The 12719-nt window shown below is 69.7% G+C and carries 10 protein-coding genes; 2 read left to right on the top strand and 8 right to left on the bottom strand.

Translation table 11 applies throughout. The annotated features are described in order from the left end of the window. Positions 1–63 precede the first annotated feature (63 nt). Positions 64–1290, top strand: a complete 1227-nt coding sequence (gene fahA / locus OG510_RS15100) for a fumarylacetoacetase (RefSeq protein ID WP_406137319.1) — start codon at positions 64–66, stop codon at positions 1288–1290. Further along, entirely contained in the window at positions 1287–1934 is a 648-nt protein-coding gene (locus OG510_RS15105; protein WP_406137321.1) for a GPP34 family phosphoprotein, read from the top strand. The genes fahA and OG510_RS15105 overlap by 4 nt, the downstream gene beginning before the upstream one ends. 157 nt (positions 1935–2091) lie before the next feature. Here OG510_RS15105 and recQ read toward each other — a convergent pair whose 3' ends face one another. The 8 genes from recQ to nuoH form a co-directional block, all read right to left on the bottom strand. Continuing rightward, positions 2092–4224 carry a DNA helicase RecQ gene (recQ, locus tag OG510_RS15110; RefSeq protein WP_406137323.1) on the bottom strand — a complete coding sequence of 711 codons (2133 nt, stop codon included), beginning with the start codon at positions 4222–4224 and terminating at the stop codon, positions 2092–2094. Between the two features lie 243 nt (positions 4225–4467). Beyond that, a complete protein-coding gene (nuoN, locus tag OG510_RS15115) occupies positions 4468–6117 on the bottom strand; it encodes an NADH-quinone oxidoreductase subunit NuoN (RefSeq protein ID WP_406137325.1) in 1650 nt (549 codons plus the stop codon). Next, entirely contained in the window at positions 6114–7685 is a 1572-nt protein-coding gene (locus tag OG510_RS15120; protein WP_406137327.1) for an NADH-quinone oxidoreductase subunit M, read from the bottom strand. Before OG510_RS15120 ends, nuoN begins: the two co-directional genes overlap by 4 nt. A 5-nt stretch (positions 7686–7690) precedes the next feature. Further along, positions 7691–9586, bottom strand: coding sequence for an NADH-quinone oxidoreductase subunit L (nuoL, locus tag OG510_RS15125; protein WP_406137329.1), 1896 nt, complete (start codon positions 9584–9586; stop codon positions 7691–7693). A 14-nt stretch (positions 9587–9600) separates the two neighbouring features. After that, complete coding sequence (gene nuoK / locus OG510_RS15130; protein WP_129773108.1) at positions 9601–9900, bottom strand: NADH-quinone oxidoreductase subunit NuoK; 300 nt, start codon at positions 9898–9900, stop codon at positions 9601–9603. Beyond that, entirely contained in the window at positions 9897–10748 is an 852-nt protein-coding gene (locus tag OG510_RS15135) for an NADH-quinone oxidoreductase subunit J (protein ID WP_406137331.1), read from the bottom strand. Before OG510_RS15135 ends, nuoK begins: the two co-directional genes overlap by 4 nt. Beyond that, positions 10745–11392 carry an NADH-quinone oxidoreductase subunit NuoI gene (nuoI, locus tag OG510_RS15140; protein ID WP_406137333.1) on the bottom strand — a complete coding sequence of 216 codons (648 nt, stop codon included), beginning with the start codon at positions 11390–11392 and terminating at the stop codon, positions 10745–10747. Before nuoI ends, OG510_RS15135 begins: the two co-directional genes overlap by 4 nt. After that, positions 11385–12716 carry an NADH-quinone oxidoreductase subunit NuoH gene (gene nuoH, locus OG510_RS15145; RefSeq protein ID WP_406142403.1) on the bottom strand — a complete coding sequence of 444 codons (1332 nt, stop codon included), beginning with the start codon at positions 12714–12716 and terminating at the stop codon, positions 11385–11387. The genes nuoI and nuoH overlap by 8 nt, the downstream gene beginning before the upstream one ends. Positions 12717–12719: the final 3 nt, after the last annotated feature.

Here is a 12719-nt window from a genome sequence, read left to right on the forward strand (position 1 = left end):
CGCGGCACGCCTCGCCCCCGTACCGTGGGTCTGTCCACAGACCTGAAAGCGAGGCAGCACCCCATGCCCGAGCAGAGTCCGCTCGACCTTCCCGAAGGCGACCCCTTCGGCCCGCACAACCTGCCGTACGGAGTCTTCTCCACCCCCGAGGATCCCGACCGGCGCCGGGTGGGGGTACGGATCGGCGGCCATGTACTGGACGCGGGGGCGGCGGCGACCGCCCTCGGCTCCCCGTACGGCACGCTGCTCGCCCACCCCACGCTCAACCCGCTGCTCGCGGCGGGCCGTACGGCGTGGCGCGATGTGCGGCGCGCGCTGACGGCCTGGGTGACCGTGCCGGCGCACCGCCAGGTCATAGAGCCGCTGCTGCATCCGGTCGCGGATGTCACGATGCACCTGCCGTACGAGGTCGCCGACTACGTCGACTTCTACGCGAGCGAGCACCACGCGACGAACGTCGGCAGCATCTTCCGGCCCGACTCCGCGCCGCTGACGCCCAACTGGAAGCATCTGCCGATCGGTTACCACGGCCGTTCGGGCACGGTCGTCGTGTCGGGCACCGATGTCGTACGTCCCGCGGGGCAGCGGAAGGCGCCGTCGGACCCGGCGCCGGTCTTCGGGCCTTCGGTCAAGCTCGACATCGAGGCGGAGGTCGGCTTCGTCGTCGGCGTCCCGTCCGGGCGGGGCGAGCCCGTGCCGCTGTCGGGGTACCGGGACCATGTCTTCGGCGTCCAGCTGCTCAACGACTGGTCGGCGCGCGACATCCAGGCGTGGGAGTACGTGCCGCTGGGCCCCTTCCTCGGCAAGTCCTTCGCCACGTCGGTCTCGGCCTGGGTGACACCGCTGGAAGCGCTGGACGCGGCACGGACCGCGCCGCCCGCCCGCGAACTGCCCCTGCTGCCCTACCTCGACGACGCGTCGGCCGAGGAGCCGGGCGGCCTCGATCTGCGGATCACGGTGGCCATCAACGGGCAGCCGGTCTCCGAGCCGCCGTTCGCCGGGATGTACTGGACGGCCGCCCAGATGCTGGCCCATACGACGGTCAACGGCGCCTCGCTCCGCACCGGGGACCTCTTCGGCTCGGGGACGGTCAGCGGGCCGTCGGCCGGACAGTGCGGCTCGCTGCTCGAAATCACCTGGAACGGCAGCCGGCCCCTCGAAGTCGGCGGCGGCAAGCGGACGTTCCTGGAGGACGGCGACGAGGTGACGCTGACCGCCTGGGCGCCGGGGCCGGACGGGACCCGGGTCGGCCTCGGCGAAGTGACCGGAAGGATCGTGCCCGCACCATGAGCCAGGAGGCGCCGACACTCCCCGAGGAACTGCTGCTGCTCGCACTGGACCCGGGCCGGGGCAGACCGTTCTGCAGGAACCGCTATCTGGAGTTCGGGATGGCCGGTGCGGCCCTGGCCGAACTGGAGCTGCAGGGCCGGATCTCCGAGTCGCACGGGAAGGTGACGGTGGAGCGGCCGCTGCTGCCGCACGACCCGGTCCTCGCGCGGGTGCTGGAGCTGCTGCCGGCCACCGACACGAGGAAGTCCGCCGGGGGCGTCGGCGCCCGCTACTGGATCCGCCGGAACGGCCGCACGGTGGAGGGCCTGTATCTGGACCACCTGGTGGACGAGGACGTCCTGACCCGTGAGACGCGCCGGTTCGCGGGGCTGCTGCCCTACTACCGGCATCCGGCGGGCCCGCGCGACTGGTCGGCTCCGGCCCGCGACCGCTTCCTGACGGCGGAGGCGGCGGACTTCCCCGACCCGCGCAGCCGGGCGCTGGCGGCGCTCGTCTCGGCGGTGGGCCTGTCGCGGATCGTCGCACGGGAGGGCTGGAAGTCCCGCTCGGCGATGCGGACCCTGATCAAGGAGGAGTGGCCGGCGCACGCGGTGCACCGCACCATCCAACGCGACCGGGCGAGACGGAGCGGCGGCGGAGGCTGAGGGCCGGGCCTGCCGCCCCCTGGTCTCGGGGCTACCCTCTGGGCCTGGGCCGCGGACCTGGGGGCAGAGCCTGGGGCTCGGACCTTGGCTTCGGGCCTGGGGCCTGGGCAGCCTTACTGGCGCCTCGCTCCCCTTGCTCCGCCTTGTTGCCGCCGCCTTACCCCTCCGGGTCGTCCGGGTAGTCGGAGAAGTCCGGCTCCTCCCAGGCTCCCGGGTCGTCCGGCTCGCTCTGCGCGGGCACCCGGGCAGAGGCAGGGGCCCCGGCCCGGGCGGGCTGGGCCGCCTGGCCGGACGGCTGGTCCGGCGCGGTCGCGTCCGCCCCGGGGCGGGCCGCCGCGGCAGCCGGGTCCGGTGTGGCAGCCGGGTCCGGTGTGGTGGTCGCCGGGCCGGCCAGCTCGGCCAGCACCCCGAGCACGCCCTCCCCGTACGTCGCGAGCTTCTTCTCGCCGAGGCCGCCGATCCCGCCCAGCTCACCGAGCGTGGCGGGGCGCACCGTGGCGATCTCCCGCAGCGTCGCGTCATGGAAGACCACATACGCCGGGACGCCCTGCTCCTTGGCCTGCTTGCCGCGCCAGGTCCGCAGCGCCTCGAAGACCGGCACCGCATCCGCCGGGAGGTCGGCCGCCGCGACTGCCGCCCTGGCCTTCTTCTCGCCCTTGGCAGCCCGGGCCACCACAGCCTTCTCCGGCTCCTTGCGCAGCCGGACCTCGGTCTCTCCCGAGAGCACCGAGCCACTGGTGCCGGTCAGGACCAGCGTGCCGTACTCCCCCTCGACCGCCAGCAGCCCCTGCGCCAGCAACTGCCGCACCACACCACGCCACTGGGCCTCCGGCACGTCATCGCCGATACCGAAGACGGAGAGCTGGTCGTGGTCGAACTGGATGACCTTGGCCGTCCTGCGGCCGAGCAGGATGTCGATGATCTGGCCGGCGCCGAACTTCTGCCGGCGTTCGCGCTCCAGCCGTACCACCGTCGACAGCACCTTCTGCGCCGCCACCGTCCCGTCCCAGGTCTCGGGCGGGCTGAGGCAGGTGTCGCAGTTGCCGCAGGCGGGGGCCTCCGCCTCCTGGCCGAAGTACTGGAGGAGCTGGGCGCGGCGGCAGCCGGCCGTCTCGCAGAGCGCGAGCATCGCGTCGAGGTGGGCCGCGGCCCGGCGGCGGAACACCTCACCGCCGTCACCGCTCTGGATCATCTTCCGCTGCTGCACGACGTCCTGCAGGCCGTACGTCATCCACGCCGTGGACGGCAGCCCGTCCCGCCCGGCGCGCCCGGTCTCCTGGTAGTACCCCTCCACCGACTTGGGGAGGTCGAGGTGGGCGACGAACCGGACGTCCGGCTTGTCGATCCCCATCCCGAAGGCGATCGTCGCGACCACGACGAGGCCGTCCTCCCGCAGGAAGCGTGACTGGTGGACGGCGCGGGTGCCCGCGTCGAGCCCCGCGTGGTACGGCACGGCCTCCACGCCGTTCTTGCAGAGGTACTCGGCGGTCCGCTCGACGGAGGCGCGGGAGAGGCAGTAGACGATGCCGGCGTCCCCCGCGTGCTCCTCCTTGAGGAAGGCGAGCAGCTGCTTCTTGGGGTCGTTCTTGGGGACGATGCGGTACTGGATGTTGGGCCGGTCGAAGCCCGCAACGAAGTGCCGGGCTTCGGGCATGCCGAGCCGCTCGGTGATCTCCTGGTGGGTGGCGCGGGTGGCGGTGGCCGTCAGGGCGATGCGCGGGACGTCGGGCCAGCGCTCGCCGAGCAGCGAGAGCGCCAGATAGTCGGGGCGGAAGTCGTGTCCCCAGCTGGCGACGCAGTGCGCTTCGTCGATCGCGAACACGGAGATCTTCGCGCGGCTCAGCAGGGAGAGCGTGGCCTCGACCCGCAGCCGCTCGGGCGCCAGATAGAGCAGGTCGAGCTCTCCGGCGAGCAGCTCGGCCTCCACGGTGCGGCGCTCGTCGAAGTCCTGCGTGGAGTTCATGAAGCCGGCCCGCACACCGAGGGCGCGCAGCGCGTCCACCTGGTCCTGCATCAGTGCGATCAGCGGTGAGATCACCACGCCCGTACCTGGTCTGACCAGGGCGGGGATCTGGTAGCAGAGGGACTTTCCGCCACCGGTCGGCATCAGCACGACGGCGTCCCCGCCGTCCACCACCTGCCCGATGATCTCTTCCTGCTCGCCGCGGAACGCGTCGTACCCGAAGACCCGGTGCAGGGTGCTGAGCGCCTCGCTCTCCGCGCCCCGCGCGTGCGTGGTCCGCTCTGCCTGCTCCGTACGCTCGGCCACTGCCTCGCCACTCCCGCTCATCGTTCCGCCCCGCGCTCTGTCCCGCGTCCTGTTCCGCGTTCCATCGTTCCGTCCCCCGTCGCGCTGGTCCCGTCCATCCTGCCGGTCACTCCTGCCACGATAGGGTCCCGCACCGACATCCCCGGACACAGCGGTCCACCACGGGGTGCGCCCGCCCCGGTCACCCCGTACGAAAGCCGTCGGGCGGGCCGGGGACGCCCGGCCCGCCCGACGGCGGAGATCGTGGGGAGAACGGCCCGGCGGCTACCGGGCGAAGGCCCCCGCCTGTCCTGCCAGGTCCAGGAAGTACTGCGGGGCGAGCCCCAGGACCAGCGTGACCGCGACACCCACGGCGATCGTCGTCATCGTCAGCGGCGACGGCACGGCGACGGTCGGGCCGTCCGCCTTCGGCTCGCTGAAGAACATCAGCACGATGACCCGGATGTAGAAGAACGCGGCGATGGCGGACGAGATCACACCGACCACGACAAGACCGCCGGCCCCGCCGTCGGCCGCCGCCTTGAACACGGCGAACTTCCCGCTGAACCCGCTGGTCAGCGGGATACCCGCGAAGGCCAGCAGGAAGATGGCGAAGACCGCGGCCACCAGCGGTGAACGCCGCCCGAGCCCGGCCCACTTGGAGAGGTGGGTGGCCTCGCCGCCCGCGTCCCGCACCAGCGTGACCACGGCGAAGGCGCCGATCGTCACGAACGAGTACGTCACCAGATAGAAGAGGACCGAGCTGATGCCCTCAGGGGTGGTGGCGATGACACCGGCCAGGATGAACCCGGCGTGCGCGATGGACGAGTACGCCAGCATCCGCTTGATGTCGGTCTGGGTGATCGCGACAATCGCACCGCCCAGCATGGTGATGATCGCGACGGCCCACATGACCGGCCGCCAGTCCCAGCGCATCCCCGGCAGCACCACGTACAGCAGCCGCAGCAGCGCGCCGAACGCGGCGACCTTGGTGGCTGCCGCCATGAAGCCCGTGACCGGGGTCGGCGCGCCCTGGTAGACGTCCGGGGTCCACATGTGGAACGGCACGGCGCCGACCTTGAAGAGCAGCCCGAGCAGGATCATCGCGCCGCCGATGAGCAGCAGCGCGTCGTTGCCCATGGTGTTGGCGAGCGCCGGGTCGACGTTCTGCACGGTGCCGTCGACCACGTCGGCGATCCGGGCGTACGAGACGGAGCCCGCGTACCCGTAGAGCAGGGCGATCCCGAAGAGCAGGAAGGCCGAGGAGAACGCCCCGAGCAGGAAGTACTTCACGGCCGCTTCCTGCGACATCAGCCGCTTGCGGCGGGCGACGGCGCAGAGCAGGTAGAGCGGCAGGGAGAAGACCTCCAGCGCCACGAAGAGCGTCAGCAGATCGTTGGCGGCGGGGAAGACGAGCATGCCGCCGATGGCGAACAGGGCGAGCGGGAAGACCTCGGTGGTGGTGAACCCGGCCTTGACGGCTTCCTTCTCGCTGTCGCTGCCCGGTACGGACGCGGCCTGCGCGGCGAAGGAGTCCGTGCGGTTGCCGTGCACCTCCGGGTCGAGCCTGCGCTCGGCGAAGGTGAAGACCGCCACCAGGGATGCCAGCAGGATGGTGCCCTGGAGGAAGAGCGCGGGTCCGTCGACGGCGATCGCGCCCATCGCCGCGATGTGCGCCTTGGTCGAGCCGTATCCGCCGGCCGCCAGCGCGACGACCGCCGCGAAGGAGGCGACGACCGCGACGACGGTGAGGAACACCTGGGCGTAGTAGCGGCCCTTGCGCGGTACGAACGCTTCGACGAGGACGCCCAGCATGGCCGCACCGAGGATGATCAGCACGGGGGTGAGCTGTGCGTACTCGATGTGCGGGGTCGGGATCTTGCCGATGGGGCTCGCCCCCGTTGTCCACAGGCTGTGGACAGCTGTTGCGCTCACTTCGCGGCCTCCACTGTGGGCTGGGGGTCCTTCTTCTGGACGTCGGACATGGTGTGCTTCACGGCCGGGTCGACGATCTGCGTCAGCGGCTTCGGATAGACGCCGAGGAAGAGCAGCAGCGCGATCAGCGGCAGCACGACGACGAGTTCCCGGACCTTCAGGTCCGCCATGCCCTGCACCGTCGCCTTGACCGGCCCTGTCATCGTGCGCTGGTAGAGCACGAGGACGTACAGCGCGGCCAGCACGATGCCGACCGTCGCGATGATCCCGGCGGCCGGGTAGGCGCTGAACGTGCCGACCAGGACCAGGAATTCACTGACGAACGGGGAGAGGCCGGGCAGCGACAGCGTGGCCAGGCCGCCGATCAGGAAGGTCCCGGCGAGGACCGGGGCCACCTTCTGCACCCCGCCGTAGTCGGCGATGAGCCGCGAGCCGCGCCGCGAGATCAGGAAGCCGGCCACCAGCATCAGGGCGGCCGTGGAGATCCCGTGGTTGACCATGTAGAGCGTCGCGCCCGACTGGCCCTGGGTGGTCATCGCGAAGATGCCCAGGATGATGAAGCCGAAGTGCGAGACGGAGGCGTAGGCGATCAGCCGCTTGATGTCGCGCTGGCCGACCGCGAGCAGCGCGCCGTAGACGATGCTGATCAGCGCGAGCACCAGGATCACCGGGGTGGCCCACTTGCTGGCCTCAGGGAAGAGCTGGAGGCAGAAGCGCAGCATCGCGAACGTGCCGACCTTGTCGACCACGGCGGTGATCAGCACGGCGACCGGGGCGGTCGCCTCGCCCATGGCGTTGGGCAGCCAGGTGTGCAGCGGCCAGAGCGGCGCCTTCACCGCGAACGCGAAGAAGAAGCCGAGGAAGAGCCAGCGCTCGGTGCCGGTCGCCATGTGCAGCGAGCCGTTGGCCCGGGCGGCGGCGATCTCCTGGAGGGAGAAGTTCCCCGCGACCACGTAGAGGCCGATGACCGCGGCCAGCATGAGCAGGCCGCCGACCAGGTTGTAGAGGAGGAACTTGACCGCAGCGTACGAGCGTTGGGTCGCCGCCGCCTCGTCGCCGCCCGCGTGCGCCCGGTCCCCGAAGCCGCCGATGAGGAAGTACATCGGGATGAGCATGGCTTCGAAGAGGATGTAGAAGAGGAAGACGTCGGTGGCCTCGAAGGAGAGGATCACCATCGCCTCGACGGCCAGGATCAGGGCGAAGAATCCCTGGGTGGGCCGCCAGCGCGAGCTGTGCGTCTCCAGGGGGTCGGCGTCGTGCCAGCCGGCCAGGATGACGAACGGGATGAGCAGCGCGGTCAGGGCGAGCATCACAAGCCCGATGCCGTCCACCCCCAGCTCGTACCGGACGCCGAAGTCCTTGATCCAGGCGTGCGATTCGGTGAGCTGGTAGCGGGCGCCGCCTGGGTCGAAGCGGACGAGCTGCACGGCTCCCAGGGCGAGGGTGCCGAGCGAGAAGAGGAGCGCGAGCCACTTCGCCGCGGTGCGCCGGGCGGCCGGGACCGCGGCGGTGGCGATCGCACCGACCGCCGGGAGCGCGGCGGTCGCCGTCAGGAGGGGAAAGGACATGGTGATCAGACCGCCCTCATCAGCAGGGTCGCGGCGACGAGGATCACTGCGCCGCCGAACATCGAGGCCGCGTACGAGCGGGCGTAGCCGTTCTGCAGTCTGCGCAGCCGGCCCGAGATTCCGCCGACCGACGCGGCCGTGCCGTTGACGACGCCGTCCACCAGGGAGTGGTCCAGGTAGACCAGCGACCTGGTGAGGTGCTCGCCGCCGCGGACCAGGACCACATGGTTGAAGTCGTCCTGGAGCAGGTCGCGCCGGGCGGCGCGGGTGAGCAGCGAGCCCTTGGGGGCGACCGCGGGCACGGGCCTGCGTCCGTAGACGAGCCAGGCGATGGCGACGCCGATGACCAGGACCACCATCGTCCCGGCGGTGACGGCGCCCGCACTGACCGGTGAATTGCCCTCGGAGTGGCCGGTGATGGGCTCAAGCCAGTGCAGGAAGCGGTTCCCGATGCCGAAGAACGCACCGGCGAAGACCGAGCCGAACGCAAGGATGATCATGGGGATGGTCATCGACCTGGGCGACTCGTGCGGGTGCGGCTCGTGGCCCTCCGCGTCCGGCACCCAGCGCTTCTCGCCGAAGAACGTCATCAGCATGACCCGGGTCATGTAGAACGCGGTGATGCCGGCGCCCAGCAGGGCCGCGCCGCCGAGGATCCAGCCTTCGGTGCCGCCCTTCGCGAAGGCCGCTTCGATGATCTTGTCCTTGGAGAAGAAGCCGGAGAGGCCGGGGAAGCCGATGATGGCGAGATAGCCGAGGCCGAAGGTCACGAACGTTACCGGCATGTATTTCCGCAGGCCGCCGTACTTCCGCATGTCCACCTCGTCGTTCATGCCGTGCATGACCGATCCGGCGCCGAGGAAGAGCCCGGCCTTGAAGAAGCCGTGGGTGACGAGGTGCATGATCGCGAAGGCGTATCCGATCGGGCCGAGACCCGCCGCCATGATCATGTAGCCGATCTGCGACATGGTCGAGCCCGCGAGGGCCTTCTTGATGTCGTCCTTCGCGCAACCGACGATCGCCCCGAAGAGCAGTGTCACCGCCCCGACCACCACGACGGCGAGCTGCGCGGTGGGTGCGGCGTTGAAGATCGCCCCGGAGCGGGTGATGAGGTAGACGCCCGCGGTCACCATCGTCGCCGCGTGGATCAGGGCCGAGACCGGGGTCGGGCCCTCCATCGCGTCACCGAGCCAGGACTGCAGCGGCACCTGCGCCGACTTGCCGCAGGCGGCGAGCAGCAGCATCAGGCCGATGGCGGTGAGCTTGCCCTGGGACGCGCCCCCCACGGAGTGCAGGACCGGGCCGAAGGCGAAGGTCCCGAAGGTGGTGAACATCAGCATGATCGCGATCGACAGGCCCATGTCGCCGACGCGGTTGACGATGAACGCCTTCTTGGCCGCCGTCGCCGCGGACGGCTTGTGCTGCCAGAAGCCGATCAGCAGGTACGAGGCGAGACCGACGCCCTCCCAGCCGACGTACAGCAGGAGGTAGTTGTCGGCGAGGACCAGCAGCAGCATCGCCGCGAGGAAGAGATTCAGATAGCCGAAGAAGCGGCGGCGCCGCTCGTCGTGCTCCATGTAGCCGATCGAGTAGATGTGGATCAGCGTGCCCACACCGGAGATCAGCAGGACGAAGGTCATCGACAGCTGGTCGAGCTGGAAGGCGGCGTCGGCCTTGAAGCCGGCCACCGGGATCCAGCTGAACAGGTGCTGGTGCAGGGTGCGGTGGTCCGCGCCCTTGCCCAGCATGTTCACGAAGAGGACGGCCGCCAGCACGAAGGACGCGCCGGCGAGCACCGTGCCCAGCCAGTGGCCGGCACGGTCGAACCGGCGTCCACCGCAGAGCAGTACCGCCGCTCCGAGCAAAGGCGCTGCGATCAGCAGCGCAATCAAGTTCTCCACTGTTCAGCGACCCCTTACAGCTTCATCAGGCTGGCGTCGTCGACCGAGGCCGAGTGGCGGGAACGGAAGAGCGACACGATGATCGCGAGCCCGACCACGACCTCCGCGGCGGCAACGACCATCGTGAAGAAGGCGATGATCTGGCCGTCCAGGTTTCCGTGCATACGGGAGAAGGCGACGAACGCGAGGTTGCAGGCGTTGAGCATCAGCTCCACGCACATGAAGACCACGATGGCGTTGCGCCTGATCAGCACCCCGGCCGCGCCGATGGTGAACAACAGCGAGGCGAGATACAGATAGTTGACCGGATTCACTTCGCCTCCTCCTCTTCGCGATCGCGCTGGTCGCGGTCGTCGGCGATCCCGGCGTCGTGGCCGTGGCCCGACATCCGGCCGAGCCGCTCCTCGGAGCGCTGCTCCAGCGCCCTGAGGTCCGCCATGGCCTCGCTCGACACATCGCGGATCTGGCCGCGCTGGCGCAGGGTCTGCATGACGGTGAGCTCGGACGGGGTCCCGTCCGGGAGCAGGCCCGCGACGTCCACCGCGTTGTGCCGGGCGTAGACACCGGGGGCGGGCAGCGGCGGCAGCTGCTTGCTGCGCACCCGGTCCTCGGACAACTGGCGCTGGGTTTTCGCCTGTTCGGTGCGCTCCCGGTGGGTGAGCACCATCGCGCCGACGGCCGCGGTGATGAGCAGCGCGCCGGTGATCTCGAAGGCGAAGACGTACTTGGTGAAGATGAGGGCGGCGAGGCCCTGCACATTGCCGTTGGCGTTCGCCTTGCCCAGGCCAGTGAAGCTCTTGAGCGAGGCGTTGGCGATGCCCGCGATCAGCAGGACGCCGAAGCCGAGCCCGCAGAGCACGGCCAGCCAGCGCTGCCCCTTGATGGTCTCCTTGAGCGAGTCGGCCGCGGTGACGCCGACCAGCATGACCACGAAGAGGAAGAGCATCATGATCGCGCCGGTGTAGACGACGATCTGGACGATGCCGAGGAAATACGCGCCGTTGGCGAGGTAGAAGACCGCGAGGACGATCATGGTCCCGGCGAGGCTCAGCGCACTGTGCACGGCACGTCGCATCAGTACGGTCGAGAGGGCGCCGATCACCGCGACCGTACCCAGCACCCAGAACTGGACGGCCTCACCGGTGGAGGTCAGGTAGTTCACGCCTGGGCCCCCTCGTTCGGGGCGGGGTCGTCGGCGGCGGCCGCCGTCTCGCCCTTGGACACGGCGACCTGGCGGACCGTGCCGGGGGCGGCCTCGGTCACCAGGCCGCGGTAGTAGTCCTGTTCGTCGGTGCCGGGGAAGATCGAGTGCGGCGATTCGACCATGCCCTCGTCCAGACCGGCGAGCAGCTGCTCCTTGGTGTAGATCAGGTTGGCGCGGCTGCTGTCGGCGAGCTCGAACTCGTTGGTCATCGTCAGCGCCCTGGTGGGGCACGCCTCGATGCAGAGTCCGCACAGGATGCAGCGGGCGTAGTTGATCTGGTAGACGCGGCCGTACCGCTCGCCCGGGGAGTAGCGCTCCTCCTCGGTGTTGTCCGCGCCCTCCACATAGATCGCGTCGGCCGGACAGGCCCAGGCGCACAGCTCGCACCCGATGCACTTCTCCAGCCCGTCCGGATGCCGGTTGAGCTGGTGCCGCCCGTGGAAGCGCGGCGCCGTCGTCTTCTCCTGCTCCGGGTACTGCTCGGTCAGCCGCTTCTTGAACATGGCCTTGAAGGTCACGCCGAAGCCGGCCACCGGGTTCTGCCAAGGAGTCTTGTCCTTCGGGGTGTCGTCCCCGGAACCCTCAGTAGAGCGGTCAGGCATCGCCGGCCTCCTTTCCGTCACTCACAGTGTCCACGCCACCACTGACAATCAGCTCCCGCCCCGAGCGCGAAGGCCGCCTGGGTACGGGTGGAAGGGTCTGTCCGGGCAGGGGCGGCACCGGATAGCCGCCCGCCATCGGGTCGAAGGCCGGGCCCGGGCCCGCGGCTTCCTCGGCGGCCCGCTCCTGCTTCTCCTGCTTGTCGCGGAAGATGTCGTAGACGAAGGAGAGCAGCAGGATCGCCACGACGGCCCCGGCTCCGTAGAGCACGATCCGGGAGTAGTCGTAGTTGTCGTTGCGCAGGGCCCGTACGGTCGCGACCAGCATCAGCCAGACGACGGAGACCGGGATGAGGACCTTCCAGCCGAGCTTCATCAGCTGGTCGTAGCGCACGCGTGGCAGCGTGCCGCGGAGCCAGATGAAGAAGAAGAGGAGCAGCTGGACCTTGATGACGAACCAGAGCATCGGCCACCAGCCCTGGTTCGCGCCCTCCCAGAAGGTGGAGATCGGCCACGGGGCCCGCCAGCCGCCCAGGAAGAGCGTCGCGGAGACCGCCGAGACGGTGACCATGTTGACGTACTCGGCCAGCATGAACATCGCGAACTTGATGGACGAGTACTCGGTGTTGAAGCCGCCGACCAGGTCGCCCTCGGACTCCGGCATGTCGAACGGGGCGCGGTTGGTCTCACCGATCATCGTGACGATGTAGATGATGAAGGAGACCGGCAGCAGCACGATGAACCAGCGGTCCTTCTGAGCGTCCACGATCGCCGACGTCGACATCGACCCCGAGTAGAGGAAGACCGAGGCGAACGCGGCGCCCATCGCGATCTCGTAGCTGATCATCTGCGCGCAGGAGCGGAGCCCGCCGAGCAGCGGGTACGTCGACCCGGACGACCAGCCGGCCAGCACGATGCCGTAGATGCCGACCGAGGCGACCGCGAGGATGTAGAGCATCGCGATCGGCAGGTCGGTGAGCTGCATCGTCGTACGGTGGCCGAAGATCGACACCTCGTTGTCCGCGGGGCCGAAGGGGATCACCGCGATCGCCATGAAGGCGGGTACGGCGGCGACGACCGGCGCGAGGACGTAGACGAACTTGTCGGCCCGTTTGACGATCAGGTCTTCCTTGAGCATCAGTTTGATGCCGTCGGCGAGCGACTGGAGCATGCCCCAGGGGCCGTGCCGGTTGGGGCCGATGCGCAGCTGCATCCAGGCGACGACCTTGCGCTCCCACACGATGGAGAAGAGCACAGTGATCATCAGGAAGGCGAAGCAGAACACGGCCTTGATGACAACGAGCCACCAGGGGTCCCGGCCGAACATCGA

Origin of the sequence: Streptomyces sp. NBC_01089 (genome assembly GCF_045162975.1) — a bacterium.
GTDB lineage: Bacteria > Actinomycetota > Actinomycetes > Streptomycetales > Streptomycetaceae > Streptomyces.

Excerpts from the sequence above, each read along its gene's own strand:
- OG510_RS15105 (WP_406137321.1), top strand. The coding sequence starts at position 1,287 with ATGAGCCAGGAGGCGCCGACACTCCCCGAGGAACTGCTGCTGCTCGCA.
- nuoH (WP_406142403.1), bottom strand. The coding sequence starts at position 12,716 with ATGTTCGGCCGGGACCCCTGGTGGCTCGTTGTCATCAAGGCCGTGTTC.
- fahA (WP_406137319.1), top strand. The coding sequence starts at position 64 with ATGCCCGAGCAGAGTCCGCTCGACCTTCCCGAAGGCGACCCCTTCGGC.
- OG510_RS15120 (WP_406137327.1), bottom strand. The coding sequence starts at position 7,685 with ATGTCCTTTCCCCTCCTGACGGCGACCGCCGCGCTCCCGGCGGTCGGT.
- recQ (WP_406137323.1), bottom strand. The coding sequence starts at position 4,224 with ATGAGCGGGAGTGGCGAGGCAGTGGCCGAGCGTACGGAGCAGGCAGAG.
- nuoI (WP_406137333.1), bottom strand. The coding sequence starts at position 11,392 with ATGCCTGACCGCTCTACTGAGGGTTCCGGGGACGACACCCCGAAGGAC.